The organism is Dyadobacter sp. BHUBP1 (assembly GCF_050587785.1).
In the GTDB taxonomy this organism is placed as follows: domain Bacteria; phylum Bacteroidota; class Bacteroidia; order Cytophagales; family Spirosomataceae; genus Dyadobacter.
This window is the reverse complement of the sequence record NZ_JBOBIH010000010.1, coordinates 98776-121057: the sequence shown is the minus strand read 5'-3', so window position 1 is coordinate 121057 and position 22282 is coordinate 98776. Positions and strand designations below refer to the sequence as shown.

The window sequence follows — 22282 nt, the reverse complement described above, 5'->3', positions numbered from 1 at the left end:
CTAATGCAAATGAATGCAGGGCGTTAACAGACCAACAGCGCGTATTTCTAGATGAATGCCTTTAACGATTCGGGATTGCGCATGGTGTCGACATTAATACATTTGGCCGGGTCTTGCCCCATCAGTATCCGCTTCATCGGCGCTTCCATCTTCTTGCCGTTGATTGTATAAGGAATATCGCTCACCTGCTCGATCGTGTCGGGCACATGGCGCGGGCTGTATTGCGTGCGTAAAGTGTCTTTAATCTGCTTTTTCAAATCTTCAGTAAGTTCTTTATCCTTAGCCAGAACGACAAACAGCGATATCGTCCCCTCCCCATTCGACTTTTCGAGGTAAACAGCCAGGCTATCCTTCACTTCCGGGATACTTTCCACGGCGCGGTAAATCTCAGCGGTACCGATACGGACGCCGCCGCGGTTCAAAGTAGCGTCGGAGCGGCCGTAGATGATCACCGATTTCCGGTCCGTGATTTTGATCCAGTCGCCATGCCGCCACACGTGCGGGTACATTTCGAAATAGCTGGAAAGGTATTTTTCGTCATGCTCGTCGTTCCAGAAATAGATAGGCATCGACGGCATCGGCTGTGTGATTACCATTTCACCCAGTTCGTTCAAAACAGGCTTCCCATCCTCATCGAATGCCTCGATTCTCGCTCCGAGCATCCGGCATTGGATCTCGCCCGCATATACGGGCACGAGCGGGCACCCGCCTACGAACGCGCTGCATACATCCGTGCCGCCGCTCAGCGAGATCAGCCATACATCTTTTTTGACATGTTTATAAATCCATTCAAATGCCTCCGGCGGTAACGGCGAGCCGGTAGAACCGATCGTTTCCAGGTACCCAAGCCGCTCGGAAGTAATGCTGACGCCGCTTTTCATGGAAGCAATATAAAATGCCGCCCCGCTGCCAAAATGCGTAATACGGGCTTTTTCGGCCATTGTCCATAGTACTTGCGAAGAAGGATATGCTGGGGCGCCGTCGTATATCACCAATGTAGCTCCGCAAAGCAGCGAGCTTAATGCGTAGTTCCACATCATCCAACCAGTAGTGGAATACCAGAAGTACCGGTCACCCGGCTTCACATTCTGATGCAGTACCAATGCTTTCATGTGCTCGATCAGGCAACCTCCGACGCTGTGGGTAATGGCCTTCGGCTTGGCTGTCGTCCCCGACGAGTACAGAATCCAGATCGGATGGTCGAAAGGAACGGGTTCAAAATCGATCCCGAAATTTTCGAAATGCAGGATATCCTCCCAGGCTGTAAACCTATCGGGACGGGTTTCTGAAAATATATTGTCGATCAGCACCGTGTCGCCGACGCTGGGAAGCGATGCGGAAAGTTCGGTGGCGAAGGAAGTAATGTCGTACGTTTTGCCATTATAAACATAGCCATCGACGGTAAACAACACCTTCGGCTCAATTTGCGAGAAGCGTTCGGTAATCGCTGGTTTGCCAAAATCGGGGGAGCACGACGACCACACTGCTCCCACTGCATTCGTTGCCAGAAATGCGACTACGGCCTGGGGAATGTTGGGCAAGACTGCCGCCACACGGTCGCCGGGTTTCACGCCGCGCTGTTTCAGCCAGGTCGAAACAGCGGCTACCTGCATTTCCAGCGTTTCCCAGGAGATCTCCACGAGCTCCGATTTTTCCGACTGGAAGACCATCGCCGGGCGCTCTTTGGTTTTGTTTCTGAAAATATGTTCGGCGTAGTTTAGCTTGGAACGCGTGAACCAGCGTGTGCCGATCATGCCGCTCAGGGGCTTTTGCAGCACTTCGAGGTACAAATCGTGGGATTTGATATTGAAATAATTCCAAAGGCTTTCCCAGAAATCTTCCAGATCGGTTACCGACCATTCCCACAGATCGTGATACGAGCGGAAATAGAGGCCCTTTTTGACAAACAGCCAGTCCATATACTTTTTCAGATTGGACTGTTCCAACAGGTTCCGTCCCGGTTTCCACAACGGTTGCGCCTCAGCTGCCATAATGCACTTGTTAATGAAGGTTTAGTTAGGTAAAAATGGCCATTTCCGGCCGCATTTCTCCGATAGTACTTATAAACGTTTTCATATCATTTTTGACATAAACACATTCAAATATTTTTACCAGAAAAATTCCCGTATCTTTGCAGGCTAATTTTTTTCAACACTAGTACTCTGACCATCAGATACGTTGGCTAACCAGTTTTAGTGGCAATTCATACCATTTTGTGCGAATTAAAGCACTAATCGGTTACAAGGTAAATTTGTAAGAGGAAATAAATCCAGTAGTGATACTGCATTCCTAATGAGAAACAGAAACAATTCCGGAGGCTCCAAAGGTGGAGGCGGATTCTTCAAACGTGCTAAACCCGCGGTAGAAAGCCGGTTCAGCAAACCCAGCATCAAAAAATCCAGTCTTAAATTTTCTGCTCCGGCCGACAACAAAGGCCAGAAAGCTCGTCCAAGCTTCGATCACGAGAAGCCACGGGAAGATCGTGCATTCGATAAGCCTGGCTTTGATAAGCCACGGTTTGGTAAGCCCGATTTCAAGAAATGGGACAAAGGCGGCAACGACCGTCCATTCCGTCGCGAAGGCGAGTCTGCTGAGCGTGGTTTTAAAAAGGACTTTGGTAAAAAAGATTTCCGTTCCGGTGACCGGAAGCCATCTGGCGACCGTCCTGAAAGGGGTGGCTTCGGAGAGCGCAACCGCGAGTTCAAACCTCGTTTTGACAGGGATAATGACGAGCGTGAGTTCAGACCGCGTCCGGACAGAGATTCACGTGATTTCAAATCGCGTCCCGAAAGAGGTGACCGTGAGTTTAAACCGCGCTTTGAGAAGAATGATAACGAACGCGAGTTCAAACCACGTTTCGAAAGAGACGGCGATCGCGAGTTTAAGCCGCGCGGTGATCGCAGCGAGTCGAGATCAGAAAGGCCTTCCCGCTCATTTGACCGCAACGGAGGTTCTTTTAAAAAAAAAGAAGATAGGGACGACAAACCCTACCGCTCCCGTTTCCAGGACGATGAAGAGCAGGACCGCAGCGGGTTGGAAAGACGAGTAGGACGTTACGAGACCGCACCGCGCTATAATCTTGACAATTACGAGCATAAAAAGAAGCCTTCGGCAAGGCATAAGGTCAAGGAAGAAACCGACGAAATCCGTCTGAACCGCTACATCGCAAATGCGGGCATTTGCTCACGTCGCGAGGCCGACGACCTCATTTCTTCGGGTCAAATTTCGGTGAATGGCAAAATCATCACCGAAATGGGTTACAAAGTGCGCCCCACCGATGTCGTGAAATATGGCAAGAAGGCATTGAACCCGGAGAAAATGGTGTACATCCTCATTAACAAACCAAAGGATTATATCACCACCACCGACGATCCCGAAGAGCGCAAAACCGTGCTCGATCTCATCGCCGGCGCATGTTCCGAGCGCGTGTACCCCGTAGGCCGTCTCGACCGCAATACAACCGGGCTCCTGTTGCTCACCAATGACGGTGAACTGGCCGAAAAGCTGACGCACCCTTCCAGCGGTATCAAAAAGATTTACCAGGCTGAGCTTGATAAACCGATTACTACCGAGGATTTCGAGCAGCTGCAAGCCGGCGTTGAACTCGAAGACGGTTTTATCCGTCCCGACGAAGTGGGTTTGGTGACGCCGGACGCACAAGTTGTGGGACTTGAAATCCACAGCGGGCGTAACCGCATTGTGCGCCGTATGTTCGAGCATTTGGGTTACGAAGTTCAGAAACTCGACCGTACCGTTTTTGCGGGGTTGAATAAAAAGGACTTGCCCCGCGGCAAATGGCGCTTCCTGACTGAGAAGGAAGTGATTAAGCTCAAATTCCTGCTTTAATTACAGGCATCTCAAAATAAGAAAGGGCTGCGATGATGATCATCGCAGCCCTTTCTTTATGCATTCAATTCTTATAGTCTGAATCCGAATGAGTAAACGTCGTAAGGCGCATCGGGATAAAGTCCTTCAAACTGCACCATCGAGTCTTCCTTACCGGCAATCGCCGCTTCGAATTCTTTTACAGTTTTAACCGTCTTGCCATTCACTTTGGTGATGATAAAACCTTCTTCCACCTGCGAGCGTGCAAACTTGCCGCCTTCGATTGAGAGCACTTTCACACCACCATCGATTTTGTAGCGCGACAGTCTCTGTTTTTCCTGGTCGCTCAAATTACCGAACTGCGCACCCAGCGAGCTCATTACTGCTGCTGATTCATCACGTTTGATGATCTCAGAACCACCTGTACGGTTACGTAACGTAATGCTCAGGTCTTTCTCCTTACCATCGCGGTTGACGGTCAGATTCACCTTGTCACCGGGCTTGTGCAAACCGATAGATTGCTGCAACTCAGGGATCGAGTGAATATTCACACCGTCTACTTTCACGATTACGTCACCTTTGTTCACACCACCTGCCTTGGCAGCGCTGTTTTCGGTGAAATCACGTACGTACACGCCGTCACTTACTTTCACCCCGTATTCTTCGGCTTTTCTGCTATCGAGGTCGTCGAGGGCGATACCCAGGTAACCCCGTTGTACATTACCGAATTTGATCAGGTCGCTCGATACTTTTTTCACAATGCTCGAAGGTACGGCGAATGCGTAACCTGCGAAGCTACCGGTAGGGCTCGCAATGGCGGTGTTGATACCGATCAGCTCGCCTTTCAGGTTTACCAATGCGCCACCACTGTTACCAGGGTTTACAACGGCGTCGGTCTGGATGAATGATTCCAGTGGAGAATCGCCGGCTGTGGCAGCGGTCGGCTGCATCTGGTTACGGCGGCTCGACTGGCCGATGATACCCAACCCACGGCCTTTTGCACTCACAATACCGGCTGTTACGGTGGATTCAAGGTTGAAAGGGTTACCCACGGCAACCACCCACTCTCCTACTTTCACGGCGTCGGAATTACCCAAAGTCACGGCAGGCAGGTCTTTTCCTTCAATTTTAATCACGGCAATATCCGTGGAAGGGTCGGTACCGATCACTTTCGCGCGGAATTTGCTCTTGTTATGCAAAGTCACTTCCAGTTCCTGCGCGCCTTCCACCACGTGGTTGTTAGTAACAATGTATCCATCATTTGAAATGATTACACCCGAACCGGTCGCTTCCGATTGCTGCGGGCCGCGTTGGCCGCCTCCGAAATCATCGCCGAAAAAGTCCCGGAAAATATCAGGGATCTGCTGGCCACGATAGGCCTGGCGGGTAACGGTCGATTTAATGTGCACGACCGTCGGCGTAGTAGCCTCGGCTGCGTAAACAAAATCACCCGGCGCACCAGCCGGAGCTCCTGCCGATGTAAAACGTGCTATGGATTCGGAAGGCGCTTCCTTGAAAATAACATCTTTATCACTATCAGGACCAAGTAGTTTGTAGCCAGCTATGGTTGATGCACTCGAAATCAACCCAACCAACACCAAACCTTTCCAATTTGTTTTCATAGACATATGTTGGGGTTATATTTTTATGGACAAATAACGCAAATCAATCAACAAATTATTCCCGTCGTAGATTCGTTTAACATCTTTTAACAAAGATATTTCATTTGGGAATTTACTAAAATATCCTGCCAGGGGATTATCCATCGGCGCCCACAAAAAAGGCGTTATCCTCCCGAATAACGCCCATTATGTGAGTACGTCCGACTAAGCGACCTCGATCAGGCGGGCAGGTTTCTCTTTTGCTTCTTCACGTTTCGGCAACGCAATGCTCAGGATGCCGTCGGCGTAGTTGGCTTCGATCCTGTCGCCGTCAACGGTGTTAGGCAAAGTGAAAGTTCTTTGGAAAGAGGTGTATTTAAATTCTTTCCTCGTGTACTTCTCGTTTTTGTTTTCTTCCTTCTGCTCTTTCTCAGCTGAGATGGTCAGTTGATTTTTATCGAGGTTCAGTTTGAAGTCAGACTTTTGAAGGCCGGGGGCCGCTACTTCGATGCGGAAACCTTCGTCGTTTTCAACCACGTTCACAGCTGGTACGGTGCCTGCAAATGCAGGAGTGTTGTATTCGTTAAAGAGATCCTTACCAAAAAATCCATTCAAATAAGAAGGACCTGCGAAATGTTTGACTAATGTGCTCATTGTTATAAGGTTTTTGTTTCTAGTTTTCAATTTCTTCCAACCTCGCGGTTATGCCCTCTATTTAACAACTTCTGTTCCGGGCTTACAAAATCAAAAAAATAGCGACAAAATGGCCGATTTAGGCAATTTTAGGCTTCCAAACGCAGACAAAACGACCGATTCTCAATTCTGCAAAATGACAAAAGCATCGTTAGCCCATCGGAAAACCAATGAGCGGGCACTCAAAAACAAGTAAGGTTATTTCAATTCAAGGATCGCGCAGGCTTGCTCCGATGCGGATTGCTCGGCTTTCTTCTTGGTAAAGCCATTGCCTGTTGCGAAAGGCTCGTCGTTGACGAGAATTTGGGAAATGAATTCGCGGTGGTGGCGGGTACCCCGTTCTTCGAGTATTTCAAAACGGATTTCCTTGCCTTCGCGCTGCGCCCATTCGATGATGAGGCTTTTGAAGTTCACGTTGTTCTGGATAATGCTGTCCAGATCATAATGCGTGATGAGTTTGCTGATGATGAAGGTCCGTGTGAAACGGAAGCCCTTATCGAGATAAATAGCACCTACGAATGCTTCTAGCGCGTCTCCATACATAGACGACCGTGGCGACATACCACGGCGATTGCCGTCGTATTCGATCAGCCTGTCGAGGCCGAGCTTTCGCGAGATCTGGTTCAACGATTCGCGGTTCACGATCCGTGAACGGATTTCGGTAAGAAAGCCTTCGTCTTTGTAGGGATATTTCGTAAAAAGAAATTCTGCTACCACCATGCCCAGCACCGCGTCACCCAGGTATTCCAAACGCTCGTTCGATTCCCTGAAACCTTTGATAGCGGTTTCGCGGGAAGCGGAGGTGTGCCGGAAAGCCAGCTGATAAACGCCGAGATTGGAAGGCTTGTCGCCTATAACATGCGCAATCGACTCCTTAAATTTTTTATCCTCAGCACTTCCGGTCCTGAATAGGGAAAGTATCGGTATAAGAATTCGCTTTGCCAATGGTAGAGATTTAATCAGTCTTCATATTTTTTGAAAACGACTGACGCATTATGACCTCCGAAACCGAAAGTATTGCTCAAAGCGATATTTACGCGACGTTTTTCAGCCTTATTGAAGGTCAGCTTCAATCGCGGATTGATTTCCGGGTCGTCGGTAAAGTGGTTAATGGTAGGCGGCACGATCTGGTCTTTGATCGCCATGATACAGGCGGCAGCTTCAATCGCTCCTGCTCCTCCCAATAAATGCCCTGTCATCGATTTCGTAGAGCTGATATTCAGATCATATGCATGCTCGCCGAAGAATTTTTCTATGGCTTTGATCTCCTGCGGATCACCGATCGGGGTAGATGTACCGTGGGTATTAATGTAGTCGATTTCCTCAGGCTTGATACCTGCATTTTCGACTGCATTTTTCATTACAATGTAAGCGCCGAGTCCTTCCGGATGCGGAGCAGTGATGTGATAGGCGTCGGATGACATACCGGCACCGATCATTTCGGCGTAAATCTTAGCCCCTCGTGCTTTCGCATGTTCGAGTTCTTCCAGAATAATCGCCGCTCCGCCTTCTCCAAGTACGAAACCATCCCGGTCCTTGTCGTAAGGGCGCGAGGCAGTTTCAGGCGAATCGTTTCTTTCGGACAATGCCTTTAACGCATTGAAACCACCTACACCGGCAATCGTAACGGCCGCTTCCGAACCGCCGGAGATACACACATTCATCAAGCCAAGCTTGATATAGTTGAATGCGTCGATCAAGGCGTTGGTTGCCGAAGCACAAGCCGATACCGTGATAAAATTAGGCCCCCGGAAACCGTACCGGATCGACAATACGCCGGAAGCGCTGTCGACGATCATCTTCGGGATAAAGAAAGGATTGAAGCGGGGAGTTCTGCCGTTCTCGGAATAGTTCATCACTTCTTCCTCGAAAGTTTTGAGACCACCAATACCGGAGCCCCAAATTACACCGGCTTTGTCGAGATCAAGCGTATCTGCGTCAAAGCCGGCGTCCTTCATCGCTTCATCAGCCGCGATGACGGCGTATTGTGTAAAGGGGTCCATTTTACGGGCTTCTTGCCGCGGTATGTAATTAGTAACGTCCAATCCCTTCACCTCACAGGCGAAACGCGTGCGAAACTTTTCAGCATCGAACCGCGTGATGGGGGCTGCACCGCTTACGCCTGCAACCAGATTTGACCAAAAGGTAGGAACATCATTGCCAACGGGCGTCAATGCGCCCATACCTGTAATTACAACTCGCTTAAAACTCATAAAATTGGGACAGAAATAGAAGATTGTACTGGTAAAAACCGGATTACTTCACGTTTTCTTCCAGATATGCAACAGCCTGACCAACTGTACCGATGTTCTCTGCCTGATCGTCAGGGATAGAAAGATTGAATTCTTTTTCGAATTCCATAATCAACTCAACGGTGTCTAGAGAGTCCGCTCCCAAGTCGTTCTGGAAGTTTGCTTCCGGTGTAACCTCCGACTCTTCTACGCCGAGTTTTTCGACGATAATTTGCTTAACTCTTTCTGCAATTGCTGACATTTTATAATCACTTTTTGGTTAAAATCGCCACAAAGAAAGATATTTCAGTTCACTTTTTCAAAAATTTTTTAAACTGGTCATTTTATTGCACAATCCTGGTTTAAAATAAAAAAAAGCAGGAAATCAGCCGATTATAAGGGTTCTGTTTTAAGAAATCGGCCGAGTGCAAAGAGAACATTACGGATAGCCGTACATTCGCGAAACATTTATCAATATCTATACCAACACCCGTATGATCTCGATACCGAAGTTGAAAAATACCGATTCGACTAACTTTTTCCTCATGGCTGGTCCCTGCGCCATCGAAGGAAGGGATATGGCCCTGCGAATCGCCGAACATATCGTGACGGTTACCGACCGCCTTCGTATTCCTTATATATTCAAAGGTTCCTACCGCAAAGCCAACCGCACCAAAATCGATTCATTCACCGGGATCGGCGATGAAAAAGCGCTGAAAATCTTGCAGGAAGTAAGTCAGACATTCGGCGTTCCTACTGTTACCGACATCCACGAATCACACGAAGCCGCATTCGCCGCCGAGTATGTGGATGTACTCCAAATTCCCGCGTTCCTCTGTCGCCAAACCGAATTGCTCGCGGCGGCCGCGCGCACAGGTAAGGCTGTAAATGTGAAGAAAGGTCAGTTCCTTTCAGGTGCTTCGATGAAATTTGCTGCCGAAAAAATCAATGAGGTAAATCCCGACGCACAGGTAATTCTTACCGACCGCGGCAACAGCTTCGGCTACGGCGACCTGGTCGTGGATTATCGCAATCTGCCCGAAATGGCGGCATTCGACGTGCCCGTCGTAATGGACTGCACCCATTCATTGCAACAGCCCAACCAAAGTTCCGGCGTAACCGGCGGCAAACCGAAATTGATAGAAACTATTGCCAAAGCCGCCATTGCCGTAGGTGCCGACGGCCTTTTTATCGAAACCCATTTCAACCCCGCCGAAGCCAAATCCGACGGCGCCAATATGCTCCCGCTCGATCAGCTCGAAGGGCTGCTGGAAAGACTTGTACGTGTGAGAGAAGCTATTTTATGATTCCAAAAACTATGAAGGCATATTTGATATGCCTTTTTCTTTGTATTCAAATTATCCCGCAAACGGCATTTGCCCAGCAGGATTCTACCAAACTTTGGAAAGTAACGGCGGGGGACGTGATCCCGCCTGTCACACTCGGACTTGCGAGCCTCATTGTTCAGGGCAAGATCAGCCGGCATTTGCAGGAGCGCGTGGTTTCCAATTATCCCAATTACCGCACGAAGGTAGACGAATTCCTTCCTTATGCGCCGGGTGTGGTGAGCCTCGGGCTGGCGTCCGCTGGCGTGAAGGGGAAGCATAAACTCGGAGACCAGGTCATTCTGGCCATACTTTCCAATGTGATCGCCCAGGGGGTTACGCAAAGCCTGAAACGCATTGTGAAGTATCCACGCCCCAACGAAGAAGACAACCATTCTTTCCCCTCCGGCCATGCGACAACGGCATTCACGAATGCGACGATCCTGCATGAGGAATACGGCCAGCGCAGCGTATTATATAGTATAGGCGGCTATGGTACCGCAACTACCGTAGGAGCCATGCGCGTGCTGGGCAACCACCACTGGCTCGCGGACGTGCTCATGGGTGCAGGCATAGGTATAGGCGCAACCAAAGTCGTGTATATCAGCTATCCGTGGATGCAGCAGCAGGTGCGCAGAATGAAGGCCCGACGGCACAGTGAAAAAAATTGAAATGCTGCTGACATAGGGTTGTCACTCGCAGGTTTGTCTTTTGCATAAACATCTGTTAGCCATGCAAACGAAAACCATCCGGCCCATTCACGTTCTATGCTTCGAAACGCGGACTTCGTTCCGGGAAATTTTGCAGTATGTACGTGTTGAAGCCAGGAAACTGTATCAGGACGCGATCCGCAACGACCTCGAAATCACCGGTCCGATTTACTGGGTTTATGAAGGCGCTGACGGCCGGCCGGATACGGTTTTTACATTGACTATCGCATTGCCGGTCACACCACCCTCACACACTATTGACTCGGCTTACCAGTTAAAGCAGCTTGAAACGTTTGAATGCATCAGCGAAGAACTTTATGGAAGCTGGGATGGGCTGGTTAACACTTATGGCGCACTGTTCGGCGAGATTATGTCGCAAAATCTTGCTATGTCGGGACAGAGCCGGGAAATTTACCTGAATATGGATTTCGAAAACCCCGACCGGAATATCACCGAAGTTCAGATCGGCATTTTGAAATAAACTGTTTTAAAGGACAAGATCCTAACAACCACCGCGATGTCATATTGCACTTACATCATCAACAATCCCTCGGAGCAGGCTGACTACCTGCTCCACAAGCATTACCACGATAACCAGTACGGCTTTCCGATCGAAGACGATGACGAGCTCTTCGGACGGCTCTTGCTGGAAATCAACCAGGCAGGCCTCAGCTGGACGCTCATGCTGCGGAAACAGGACAGTTTCCGGGCCGCTTATGACAATTTCTCTATTGAAAAAGTTGCTGCTTATGATGAAGCCGATCGCGAGCGGCTCCTGGCCGATCCAGGCATTGTCCGGAACCGGTTGAAGGTGAATGCAGCTATTGTGAATGCACAGAAGATCCTCGAATTGAAACAGGAATACGGGTCGTTCAAAGGCTGGATCGATGCGCACCACCCATTAAGCAAAGAGCAGTGGATCAAACTTTTCAAGAAGACTTTTAAGTTTACGGGCGGCGAGATTGTAAATGAGTTTTTAATGAGTACAGGATATCTGCCCGGTGCCCATGATGCGGATTGTCCGATTTTTATTGCCACGAAGGCACGAACTGACACGAATGGTCACAGTAGTTGATTAGCGCGGGTGATTTTTGAAATGCTACTGCACGTGCGTCTTCATATAGGATACCATTTCCGCCGGCTTGTCCGTTTGCAAACCCTGCACACCCTTATGCAACGCCTCGTTCCAGGAAGCCGGCCCTTCGGTAGGACTCTGTACATCAAGCCAAACGGAAATGCCAAGCTCATGCGCCGCTTTCAATAATTCAGGGTTAGTGACATTATCCACTACCTGAATGCTGATTTGGCTGAGAAATGCCGTGAATTGCTCTTTGTTCGTCACCTCTTTCGGAAGGCTGGTCATCAGCGGTACCTCAGGTGCTACTTCCTTCCACTTCTTATACTGTTCTTCCTTATTTAAATACACCACCACCTGATGCTCCATGCCGGCGGCTTTGATCTGCTTCCAGGTTTCGGCCACATCCGCGTCCTTGAAATCGAGGTAAATGTTGATTTTGCCTTTGCAAAGTGCGAGCAGCTCTCTGAACTCGGGAACGCGGTGAGTCTTTTTATTACGGTTGAAAACCTGCAATTCTTCCACCTCCTGCCAGGTCATATCGGCAATTTTGCCCATGCCGTTGGTCGTCCGGTCCACTTTGGCGTCGTGCATCGCTACTAGGTGGCCGTCTTTGGTTGTCCTTAAATCCACCTCCACGTAATCGGCACCACAGTTGATGGCCTCACGTGTGGACGCCAGCGTATTCTCGGGTGCGTTCACGTGGTTGCCGCGATGAGCAATCACGACGGTTTTGTTTTTCGAATGTGGTAATACAGGGTGGGCATGATGCTGCGCAAATGCGGGTATAGCGAGCGTAGCGCACGCCACGAGGGAGCAGATTTTGTGAATAAACAATTTCATCGTGAATTTTCAGGTTATCAGCGGAGTTACCGTTTTTTCAATCAAACAGGCTAACAAGCCTGCCAAAAAAATGAGTCTACAAGCAGAAATGTAATTTCAACTTATAGACTCCTCTACTCTGAACTTTAAACTTTTATTGTATTTCGAAGCTCGCCAGTTTCACAAATTCCTGAACGCGGGCGTTGATTTCTTCCTTTGAAAGGTTCACCAGTCGCTCAGTACCGAATTTCTCCACGCAGAACGAAGCCATCGCCGAACCGTAAATGATCGCGCGCTTCATGTTGTCGAACGAAATGTCGTTGGTAGCGGCGAGGTAGCCGATAAAACCACCTGCAAACGAGTCGCCTGCGCCGGTTGGATCGAACACCTCTTCCAGCGGCAATGCGGGCGCGAAGAAGATACGGTCTTCCTGGAACAGCAATGCACCGTGCTCGCCTTTCTTGATGATCAGGGTTTTTGGCCCCATTGCCATGATTTTTTTCGCAGCTTTGCGCAATGAGTATTCGCCTGAAAGTAAACGGGCCTCCTCGTCATTGATCGTCAGGAGGTCAACCAGTTTGAGAACGGATTTCAAATCGTCCAGTGCGATGTTCATCCACAGGTTCATCGTATCGAGCATGATCAGCTTCGGGCGTTTCGCCAGGCGCTCGATCACTACTTTCTGAGTAGCAGGAACCGTATTTCCCAGCATCAGGAACTCAGTACCCTGGTAGGAATCGGGGATAATGGGGTCGAAATGCTCCATCACGTTCAGTTCCGTGATCAGCGTATCGCGGGTGTTCATATCCTCATGGTACTTACCCGACCAGAAGAATGTCTTGCCTTCCTGCACGATTTCCAAACCTTTGGTATCCACGCCGTGTTCTTCGAGCAGGCCGATCATTTCTTTGGGGAAATCGCCGCCTACAACCGCAACGAGGTTATTTTGCTGGGTAAAATAGGAAGCAGCTAGTGTGATGTAAGTGGCTGCACCACCGATAATTTTGTCTGTTTTTCCAAACGGGGTTTCGAGCGCATCGAATGCAACAGATCCTACGGTAAGTAAACTCATAAGTGATTACTGTATTGATTTTAAGTTAGTTTCAAACTGGATTTTAAATGCAAAAACGCTGCGAAGATAAACAAAACGGCCGAATAGCCTCTCGCCGCCTGCTCATTCTCAATTATACCTACAAATCAATCATGGGTTATTTGCTATTTTTGTCAGAATCAAGTAAAACACCACTCTAATCACATACTATCATGGAAGTAATCTTAGAAGCAAGACGCCATATCGACAATGCAAAGGATTTTCTCAGCAACAATGCAAAGAAACAGGACGGACTTTATCAGGATAGAAAATACGTTAAAATCGCTGGACATACAGCCTACACCGGCGTGTTGTTGGCGCTAAATGAGTTGTTAGGGGAGAAAAATAAAAGGACACCGAAGAGTGCTGAATGGTATCAATATGAATTGAGCCGGATTGACAAAACGCTTTTATCGAACTTTACCGGTGTCTACGAAATCCTCCACATCGATATGGGCTATCAGGGAATCAGAAGTGCCGACACAGCCTCACTAGGTCTAAAGAAGGCAGAAAAAATCATCGACTGGGTCGAGACCCGGCTCGAAAAGAAAAATCAGTAATCAAGAAAGTACAACATATAAATGACCGCACAAACTTTCCAGCCACTTAAAATATTCAATACGCTTACCCGTAAAAAGGATGTTTTCGTTCCCATTGCCCCTCCCTATGTCGGCATGTATGTGTGCGGGCCGACGGTCTATAACAATGTGCATTTGGGCAACATCCGCACATTTCTCTCATTCGATATCCTGTTCCGCTACCTGACGCACATCGGTTATAAGGTGCGCTACGTCCGAAACATCACCGATGTGGGCCACCTCGTGGGCGATGGCGACGCGGGTGAGGACAAAATCGGGAAGATGGCAAAGCTGCAAAAACTCGAGCCGATGGAGATCGTGCAGCGATATACGAATGATTTCCACGAAGTCACTGCCATATTCAACCTGCTTTCTCCGAGCATCGAGCCTACTGCGACCGGGCATTTGATCGAGCAGATCGAAGCGGTGCAGACGTTGATTGACAAGGGAGTAGCCTACGAATCCAATGGCTCGGTTTATTTTGATATCAACAAATACCAGGCAGGCGGCAACGAGTACGGCAAGCTTTCGGGCCGCATTATCGAGGACTTGCTGAACGAGACCCGCGAGCTCGACGGACAAGCCGAAAAGCGTAACCCGCTTGATTTCGCATTGTGGAAAAAAGCCAATCCGGAGCATATTATGCAATGGGAATCACCCTGGGGCAAAGGTTTTCCCGGCTGGCATTTGGAGTGTACATGCATGAGTGCCAAATATTTAGGCAAACAGTTTGATATTCACGGCGGCGGGATGGACCTGAAATTCCCTCACCACGAATGCGAGATCGCACAGGGAAAATCCCTCACCGACGAAGAGCCGGTGCGTTACTGGATGCATACGAATATGCTGACGGTCAACGGCCAGAAAATGTCGAAGTCGCTGGGGAACTCATTCCTGCCTTCGGAGCTGTTTTCGGGTAACCACGAGCTCCTCGACCAGGCTTACAGTCCGATGACTGTACGGTTCTTCATGCTGCAAAGCCAATACCGCAGCACGCTCGATTTCTCAAACGACGCATTGAAAGCGGCTCAAAAAGGGTACAAAAAACTCGCTAACGGCCTGCGCATTGCAAAAATGCTCACGTATACACATGAGGATGGCGTAAATGCGGACGAAGCGAAAAAAGCGGACATCGAAAAATCGATCGAAGGCTTTTACAATGCCATGAACGACGACCTTAATACGGCCGTAGCATTTGCGAATCTTTTCAACATGCTGAAATACATCAACATGCTGAATATGGGTCAATTGAAATCGGCTGCATTAGGCGAAGCTGTATTTACTTCGCTAAAAGAACGGTTCGTCATATTCTTCGAAGATGTGCTCGGTTTGAAAGAAGAGCTTGCCGAAGGCCACGCGATCCTCGACGGCATGCTGAAACTGTACCGCGAATTTAAACTGTCGCAGAACTACGAAAAAGTCGACGAAATCCGTTCTTACTTCAAAAATCAGGGGCTGGTGATCCGCGATACCAAGACCAGGATCGACTGGGCATACGAGGAATAGTCATGAAAAAACGGCAGTCGGTTTTTGCATTCATATTGCTGGGTGTGTTTTTGTTGGGCGGCGTGGCGTATTTCATCGCATCGTTTTCCGACAAAAGCAAGCCTGCGGAAATATCTGCTCCGGCCGTACCAACCCCGGTTTTTAATAAGGAAGGCGAGGTAACTTTCCTGAAAAACGGCAAGCCTTTCAAAAAAATCGAGGTCGAAATTGCCGAAAACGAAGCTGAACGAAATAAGGGCCTGATGTTCCGCTCCTACCTGCCCGATTCGGTGGGTATGCTTTTCATTTTTGAACAGCCCGACGAACATTCCTTCTGGATGAAGAACACATCCATTCCGCTGGACATTATATATGTAGGTCCGGATAAAAAAATCATTTCAATCGCAGAAAACACCCAACCGTATTCGGAAGAGGCTATTCCGCCGTACGGTCTAGTACAATATGTGGTGGAGGTCAATGCAGGTTTTACCAAGCAAAACAATATTCAATCAGGAGATGTCATTTCTTTCTAATAAACTGTTTTTTAAGCGCTTACCCATCGCATTAGCGATCATTGCCGGCATTTACGGGTGCAACAGCAACACCAGTTCCGAACAAACTGCGGAGCAGGCCCCACCCGCATTGGTTAAAAGTGCGGATTTCAATGCCGATAGCGCATTTCAATTTGTACAGAAGCAGGTCGATTTCGGCCCACGCGTGCCGGGGACCCCGCAACACAAAGCTTGCGGCGATTACCTTGTTGCCAGCTTGAAGAAATATGGATTGCAGGTAAGTGAACAAACTTTTAAGGACACCACTTTTGACGGCAAGATTGTCAATGGCCGCAATATCATCGGCTCGTTCAATCCGGCTGCTGCCAAACGGATACTCCTGGCGGCCCACTGGGATTCGCGACCATTCTCGGACCAGGATTCGGTTTTGAAAAACAAACCCGTGTTGGCCGCAAACGACGGCGCGAGTGGCGTGGGAATTCTGCTGGAAGTAGCCCGTACACTATCGGTTCAATCTGCCAAACCGGAGATTGGCGTCGATATCATTTTCTTCGACCTCGAAGACTGGGGCAGTTCCGAATCGGAGGAAACCAAAATGGAACATAGTGGTTTCTGCCTTGGCTCGCAGTATTGGGCGGCCAACAAGCATATTCCTAATTATACCGCCTATTTCGGTATTCTCCTGGATATGGCTGGCGCAAAAGGGGCCACATTCTTTAAGGAAGCCTATTCACTACAGCTCGCCAGTGATGTCGTACGGCAGGTTTGGGCAACAGCCAGCCGTCTTGGTTACAGCAACTATTTCATCGACGAGGCCGGCCCGGGCATTACCGACGACCACGTCCCTGTAAACCAGGTGGCACATATCCCGATGATCGACATCATCCATACACGGCCCAACAATATGAGCAAAACGTTCTTCGACCAGTGGCACACTACCCACGACACCATGGAAAACATCGATCCGAAAACGTTGAAGGCAGTCGGCCAAACGCTCGTTCAGGTGCTTTACCAGGAGGCGAAGGATCAGCCGCTGTAATGTGGTCAGTGTGGTCAGGTATAGTCATGAGTTGTCAAGTTTTGTCATTGATAGTCAGGAATTGTCGGCGGTAGTCATTGATTAAATCCTCAGTAGCTGACCACATTTGACAAGTTCTGGCCATACCTGACAACACCTTACTACTCATGACAATACCCAACTACTCCTGACCATTTCTGACAACACCTGACAACCCTACATCCGCTTCACGATAATCCAAACGTCGGAGTTCCGCCCCTTATCATCGCTGCAAGAAATTTTGACACGCCCCAGCGGTGGGCTCAGGAAGACGCTTTCCTGCGGCGGCGATTTTTGGTATAACTTATCGTTGATATACCAATACACTTCCTGAACATCATTGGCAGCTTGGCACGCAAGCTGGATTTGCTGCGGCTCGTCTTTACGGATGTAGTATTCGCTTCCCTCATTCGGACTCACGATCAACGGCACCCCTTCATGAAAAACCCGCTCGCATTTCGGATTATGAGGAGGTATTTTCTGGTAGGGCAGTTTTTGTAGTTCATAAAACGCGATCAGTTCCGGTGCCAGATTGGGGTAGGCTTTTTTCTCAAAGCCTTTTTCAGGAAGGCAATAGGTACAATATGACATTTTCCCCGCCGCATCGGTAAAAACCCAGCGCATATGCTGGCATTTGCGGTAAGCCGACGTACCGACAATGTATTGATCGGGGACCTGATGACCGCAAAAATCCGAGGGAATGTCGCCGCTCGCCGGGCACACATTGCGAAGCGAGATATTGGCCGGGGATTTGTACCAGCCTTTCGGCGAGTTGTAATCCAATGCATTGAAGATCGAAAAAAGCAAAGGCGTAGCGGTATTGGCGCCGCTCAGCTCGGGCACGCCTTCTCCGGAGAAGTTCCCGACCCATACCCCGACCGTATATCGACGGTTATAACCAATGCTCCATGCGTCCCTTTTCCCGTATGACGTACCGGTTTTCCAGGCTATGCGGGGTAAATGATAGGTATTGTCAAAATTAGTGGGTAAATCGGGACGGGTTATCTGCGTGAGAATGCCCGTCGTGAGGAACGTGGCTTCTTCCGACAATAGGAATGTTCCCTTTTTGTCGGCGGGGTCCGCACCGCTCAACCGGAGATTTCGCAACTTTCCTTCATTCGCAAACGCAGCAAACAGCCTTGTGAGTTCTTCCAGAGTTACCCCGCAGCCGCCCAATATCATCGAAAGTCCCAGATCTTTGGCTTGTTTGTCCACCGTCTTGAAACCTGCTTTCCTCAATTTCGTGATCAATGCAGGTGTACCGATGTCTTTCAAAACCTTCACCGCCGGGATATTCAGCGAATTGGCCAATGCAAATTCAGTGGTAACCGCGCCATTGAAATGCTTATCGAAGTTTTCAGGTTCGTACCCATTGAAATTCCCAGGAACATCGTTCAAAACTGATTTCGGGGTGATGATGCCCGCGTCGAAGGCAGTGGCATACAACAGCGGTTTCAAAGTACTTCCAGGCGAACGCACCGCTCGCACCCCGTCCACCTGCCCTCCGTCGAACGGATTATTGAAATCTGCCGAGCCTACATAAGCTTCCACTTCCATCGTTTCATTGTTCACCACCAGCACCGCGGCATTGTGGATATTCATCAGTTGCCGCCGGTTGATGTAATTCCTAACCTGCTCCTCTATCTGGCTTTGCGCTTGGAGATTGAGGTTCGTACGGATCACCGGCTCGTCTGGATATTGCTGTTTGAGGCGGATCGAAAGGTGCGGAGCCAGGCGCGGGGTTTGGAGCCGACGGATGTTCAAGGGCTCCTCCATGGCGTCCTGGATTACGGTATGGTCAAATAAATCATCTTCCTGAAACCGTTTCAGCCAGGTGTTCCTCGCGTTGCGCAGCGCGTCGTTACGTGTACCCGGGCGCAGGCCCGACGGGCGGTTAGGCACGATCGTGAGCGCGGTAATTTCTGCAAGGCTTAAAAGCTGCGGCGCTTTGCCGAAATAGAACAGAGAGGCCGCTTTAATACCTTCGATATTGCCGCCATAAGGCACAAGGTTTACATAAAATTGAAGGATCTCTTCTTTGGAATAATGCATTTCCAGCTGAAACGCATGCCACATTTCAACTACCTTATTCCAATAGGTTCGCGGACGCGGGTCCATCAGCCTCACCACCTGCATGGTAATAGTAGATGCCCCGGAAGTCCTTCTTCCAGAAAACACATTCCTGACAGCCGCACGTACCACCGCGAACGGGTTCACCCCCGGATGGTAATAAAAATATTGGTCTTCCTTATGAATGAGCGTTTTCCGGAGCAGCGGAGTGATTTCATCCACATCCGAATAGAGCCGCCATTTATCCTCTTTACTTAAAAATGCATGAATTACCCGCCCCTTCTGGTCCGTGATTTGCGTCGCATAATGAATTTCAGGACGGAAGGGAAAAGCCAGATCAAGCACGAAAAGCAGGAGTATGAGGCCGATTAATGCCAATAATGCTTTTTTGACCTTACTGTTTTTCATAGGAGGATGCGCTGTGACCCGATAACGCTGCAATATAATACAGCCAACGCCGACGAACGGTTTTAGCGTCTCCCCGTTCAATAAAATTGCCCGCGCATTTGTCCTGATCGGTTAATTTTCCCTATTTACTTACTTTACTACAAATAAAATCAATCATAATACCATTATGTCCAAATACATTGCCGCCATCGATCAGGGAACTACCAGCACACGCTGCATACTTTTCAACCATCAGGGGAATATCGTTTCCGTAGGGCAAAAAGAGCACGAGCAGATTTACCCGCGTCCGGGCTGGGTAGAACATAACCCCACCGAAATCTGGAAAAACACCCTGGAAGTGATCGCTCTGGCGCGCATTCACGTGTCGGCACACGCTTCGGACATTGCGGCTGTGGGCATTACCAACCAGCGCGAAACGACAGTCGTCTGGAACAAACGCACCGGCAAGCCCTATTACAATGCATTGGTTTGGCAGGATACGCGCACCACTGAGCTCGTGGCGAAATATGAAAAGGAAGGCGGCCTCAACCAGTTTCGTGAGATTACCGGCCTGCCGGTTTCTACCTATTTCAGTGGTTTAAAACTGAAATGGCTCCTGGAAAATGTGGAAGGCATGCGCGAGGACGCTGAAAAGGGAGAAGCGATCTTTGGCAACATGGATACATTCCTGATCTGGCACCTTACGGGCGGCACGCAAGGCGGTATCCATGTGACGGATGTTACCAATGCAAGCCGCACGCAGCTGATGAATCTCCGCACGCTGCAATGGGACCAATCAATGCTCTCCGCTTATAATATCCCTGAAATCATGCTACCGGCTATCAAGAGTAGCAGCGAAATATACGGCTATGCCACCCATGAGGTACTCCCGGACGTTCCCGTTGCCGGCGACCTCGGCGACCAGCACGCCGCATTGGTAGGCCAAACGTGCTTCGAACCCGGCATGGCCAAGAATACCTACGGTACTGGCTGTTTCCTCGTAATGAACACAGGTACCGAGCTAAAAACTTCTGAAAACGGCCTGCTTACCACCATTTCCTACAAATTCGGTGACCAGCCGGTGCAATATGCATTGGAAGGCAGCGTCGCAGTAACCGGCGCTCTGGTACAATGGCTCCGCGATAACCTGGGCCTGATCCAGAACAGCAGCGACATCGAACCACTCGCCCAAACCGTGGAAGATAATGGCGGCGCCTATTTCGTACCTGCATTCTCGGGCCTGTACGCCCCCTACTGGCGCAACGACGCGCGCGGCGTCATCGCAGGCCTTACACGCTACGTAAACAAAGGCCACATTGCCCGCGCCGTGCTCGAAGCAACTGCTTACCAGACCGTTGACGTAGTAAAAGCCATGGAGCAGGATTCCGGCATCCAACTCGCCAGCCTGCGCGTGGATGGGGGTATGGTGCATAATCAACTGCTCATGCAGTTCCAATCCGATATTCTCGATACGCAGGTTGTGTCCCCGGCCGTTGCTGAAACCACCGCGTTAGGTGCAGCCTACGCCGCCGGATTAGCCGTCGGCTACTGGAAAAGCACCGAAGATTTGAAGAAAAACTGGGCCATCGCCCACACCTGGAACCCGAACATGGCCGAGGAAAAGCGCAATACTTACTACAAAGGCTGGAAAAAGGCAGTTACCAAGTCGTATGACTGGATTGAATAGCGCAAGTTGTTTCGTATTGTCAGGTGTGGTCATTAATAGTCAGGAGTGGTCACGTATTGTCATTTATAGTCGCGAGAGGAGAATTTGCCTAAAAATTCTTCAAAATCACCCCGACAATTCCTCATTACAAATAACAATACTTGACCACTCCTGACCACAAATGACAACACCTGACAACCTACTGACCACAAATGACTCTTCTTTATAATGTATATAAACAAGCCCATTCCTTGTGCCATCACGCCGTTCACCTTAACTTCGCGGTGCCAAATCAACCTCAGTAACCCATGCATACCCTCCATCTCAAAAAGCCCCTTGCTTTTTTTGATCTTGAGACAACAGGAGTAAATATTGTCCGCGACCGCATTGTAGAGATTTCCGTTGTCAAAGCATTGGTAAATGGCGAAACCGAGATCCGCACGCGGAGGATCAATCCTGAAATGCCTATCCCGCTGGAAAGCAGCCTTATTCACGGCATTTACGACGAGGATGTAAAAGATGCCCCCACATTTAAAAGTATTGCCAAAAACCTGGCATCGTTCCTTGAAGGATGCGATCTGGCAGGTTTCAACAGCAACCGTTTCGATATTCCGATGCTCGTGGAAGAGTTCCTGCGCGTGGGTGTGGATTTCGACATTAAAAACCGTCGGATGGTGGACGTGCAGCGCATTTACCACATGATGGAGCCGCGGAACCTGAGTGCCGCTTACAAGTTCTATTGCGGCAAAACGCTCGACAATGCACACAGCGCCGAGGCCGATACTATCGCGACTTTCGAAGTGCTGCAAGGGCAAATCGCAAAATACGAAGGTGTTACGATCACCGATGCGCACGGCAAGGTTACCGAACCGGTGAAAAACGACGTGGCCGTGCTGCACGAGCTGACCGCTTCCAAAATCGTGGATTTCGCGGGGCGTATGGTATTCAACGACAAAGGCGAAGAGGTATTCAACTTTGGCAAGCACAATGGCAAGCGTGTGACCGACATCCTGAAAAACGAACCATCGTTCTTCGACTGGATGATGAAAGGCGAGTTTCCGCTCGACACCAAACGCAAATTGACGGAGATTAAATTAAGGGGATTGACCCAACGCTGACATAATCTTACCTCAGGTTTGAGTAAGTAGTAATTAT

General features: G+C 49.3%; 20 protein-coding genes. 11 read left to right on the top strand and 9 right to left on the bottom strand.

All coding sequences use genetic code 11. The features are described from left to right. Positions 1-47 precede the first annotated feature (47 nt). The gene (locus tag ACQ4MZ_RS27850; RefSeq protein WP_430850767.1) at positions 48-1991 is read right to left on the bottom strand and encodes an acetoacetate--CoA ligase; all 1944 of its coding nucleotides are present in this window, start codon (positions 1989-1991) and stop codon (positions 48-50) included. A 301-nt stretch (positions 1992-2292) separates the two neighbouring features. Between ACQ4MZ_RS27850 and ACQ4MZ_RS27845 the strand changes: the two genes are divergently transcribed. Then, positions 2293-3846, top strand: coding sequence for a pseudouridine synthase (locus ACQ4MZ_RS27845; RefSeq protein WP_430850765.1), 1554 nt, complete (start codon positions 2293-2295; stop codon positions 3844-3846). Positions 3847-3917: 71 nt separating this feature from the next. Here the strand turns inward: ACQ4MZ_RS27845 and ACQ4MZ_RS27840 are convergent, their stop codons facing one another. The 5 genes from ACQ4MZ_RS27840 to ACQ4MZ_RS27820 all read right to left on the bottom strand — a co-directional run bounded on the left by ACQ4MZ_RS27840 (position 3918) and on the right by ACQ4MZ_RS27820 (position 8612). Beyond that, positions 3918-5447, bottom strand: coding sequence for a Do family serine endopeptidase (locus tag ACQ4MZ_RS27840; RefSeq protein WP_430850763.1), 1530 nt, complete (start codon positions 5445-5447; stop codon positions 3918-3920). A 204-nt stretch (positions 5448-5651) separates the two neighbouring features. Next, positions 5652-6080, bottom strand: coding sequence for an Hsp20/alpha crystallin family protein (locus ACQ4MZ_RS27835; RefSeq protein ID WP_430850761.1), 429 nt, complete (start codon positions 6078-6080; stop codon positions 5652-5654). 237 nt (positions 6081-6317) lie between these two features. Further along, complete coding sequence (gene rnc / locus ACQ4MZ_RS27830) at positions 6318-7064, bottom strand: ribonuclease III (RefSeq protein WP_223406370.1); 747 nt, start codon at positions 7062-7064, stop codon at positions 6318-6320. A 14-nt stretch (positions 7065-7078) separates the two neighbouring features. Further along, a complete protein-coding gene (gene fabF, locus ACQ4MZ_RS27825; RefSeq protein ID WP_430850758.1) occupies positions 7079-8332 on the bottom strand; it encodes a beta-ketoacyl-ACP synthase II in 1254 nt (417 codons plus the stop codon). Between the two features lie 43 nt (positions 8333-8375). After that, a complete protein-coding gene (locus ACQ4MZ_RS27820; protein ID WP_015813362.1) occupies positions 8376-8612 on the bottom strand; it encodes an acyl carrier protein in 237 nt (78 codons plus the stop codon). A gap of 232 nt (positions 8613-8844) precedes the next feature. Between ACQ4MZ_RS27820 and kdsA the strand changes: the two genes are divergently transcribed. From kdsA to ACQ4MZ_RS27800, 4 genes are all read left to right on the top strand, one after another. Further along, positions 8845-9657, top strand: a complete 813-nt coding sequence (gene kdsA, locus ACQ4MZ_RS27815; RefSeq protein ID WP_430850756.1) for a 3-deoxy-8-phosphooctulonate synthase — start codon at positions 8845-8847, stop codon at positions 9655-9657. Between the two features lie 11 nt (positions 9658-9668). Then, positions 9669-10346: a phosphatase PAP2 family protein gene (locus tag ACQ4MZ_RS27810; protein WP_430850754.1), complete on the top strand. Its 678-nt coding sequence runs from the start codon at positions 9669-9671 to the stop codon at positions 10344-10346. 61 nt (positions 10347-10407) lie between these two features. Further along, positions 10408-10866, top strand: a complete 459-nt coding sequence (locus tag ACQ4MZ_RS27805; protein ID WP_430850752.1) for a GyrI-like domain-containing protein — start codon at positions 10408-10410, stop codon at positions 10864-10866. 36 nt (positions 10867-10902) lie between these two features. Continuing rightward, positions 10903-11460: a DNA-3-methyladenine glycosylase I gene (locus tag ACQ4MZ_RS27800; RefSeq protein ID WP_430850750.1), complete on the top strand. Its 558-nt coding sequence runs from the start codon at positions 10903-10905 to the stop codon at positions 11458-11460. A gap of 24 nt (positions 11461-11484) precedes the next feature. Here ACQ4MZ_RS27800 and ACQ4MZ_RS27795 read toward each other — a convergent pair whose 3' ends face one another. Next, positions 11485-12303, bottom strand: a complete 819-nt coding sequence (locus ACQ4MZ_RS27795; RefSeq protein WP_430850748.1) for a glycerophosphodiester phosphodiesterase family protein — start codon at positions 12301-12303, stop codon at positions 11485-11487. A 133-nt stretch (positions 12304-12436) separates the two neighbouring features. Continuing rightward, positions 12437-13354, bottom strand: a complete 918-nt coding sequence (locus ACQ4MZ_RS27790) for a PfkB family carbohydrate kinase (RefSeq protein WP_430850746.1) — start codon at positions 13352-13354, stop codon at positions 12437-12439. A gap of 191 nt (positions 13355-13545) precedes the next feature. Between ACQ4MZ_RS27790 and ACQ4MZ_RS27785 the strand changes: the two genes are divergently transcribed. Genes ACQ4MZ_RS27785 through ACQ4MZ_RS27770 form a run of 4 tightly spaced genes read left to right on the top strand, consistent with a single transcriptional unit; the run spans position 13546 to position 16986 of the window. After that, positions 13546-13932, top strand: a complete 387-nt coding sequence (locus ACQ4MZ_RS27785) for a DUF5618 family protein (protein ID WP_430850744.1) — start codon at positions 13546-13548, stop codon at positions 13930-13932. Between the two features lie 21 nt (positions 13933-13953). Next, on the top strand, positions 13954-15456 hold the full coding sequence (gene cysS, locus ACQ4MZ_RS27780; protein ID WP_430850742.1) for a cysteine--tRNA ligase: 1503 nt from the start codon (positions 13954-13956) through the stop codon (positions 15454-15456). 2 nt (positions 15457-15458) lie between these two features. Continuing rightward, positions 15459-15968, top strand: coding sequence for a DUF192 domain-containing protein (locus ACQ4MZ_RS27775; protein WP_430850740.1), 510 nt, complete (start codon positions 15459-15461; stop codon positions 15966-15968). Further along, positions 15952-16986, top strand: a complete 1035-nt coding sequence (locus ACQ4MZ_RS27770; protein WP_430850738.1) for a M28 family peptidase — start codon at positions 15952-15954, stop codon at positions 16984-16986. Before ACQ4MZ_RS27775 ends, ACQ4MZ_RS27770 begins: the two co-directional genes overlap by 17 nt. Before the next feature lie 195 nt (positions 16987-17181). Here the strand turns inward: ACQ4MZ_RS27770 and pbpC are convergent, their stop codons facing one another. Next, positions 17182-19482 carry a penicillin-binding protein 1C gene (gene pbpC, locus ACQ4MZ_RS27765; protein ID WP_430850736.1) on the bottom strand — a complete coding sequence of 767 codons (2301 nt, stop codon included), beginning with the start codon at positions 19480-19482 and terminating at the stop codon, positions 17182-17184. A gap of 166 nt (positions 19483-19648) precedes the next feature. On the opposite strand from pbpC, the gene glpK reads away from it, so the two are divergent. After that, positions 19649-21148 carry a glycerol kinase GlpK gene (gene glpK / locus ACQ4MZ_RS27760; protein ID WP_430850734.1) on the top strand — a complete coding sequence of 500 codons (1500 nt, stop codon included), beginning with the start codon at positions 19649-19651 and terminating at the stop codon, positions 21146-21148. Between the two features lie 287 nt (positions 21149-21435). After that, complete coding sequence (locus ACQ4MZ_RS27755; protein ID WP_430850732.1) at positions 21436-22245, top strand: exonuclease domain-containing protein; 810 nt, start codon at positions 21436-21438, stop codon at positions 22243-22245. Positions 22246-22282: the final 37 nt, after the last annotated feature.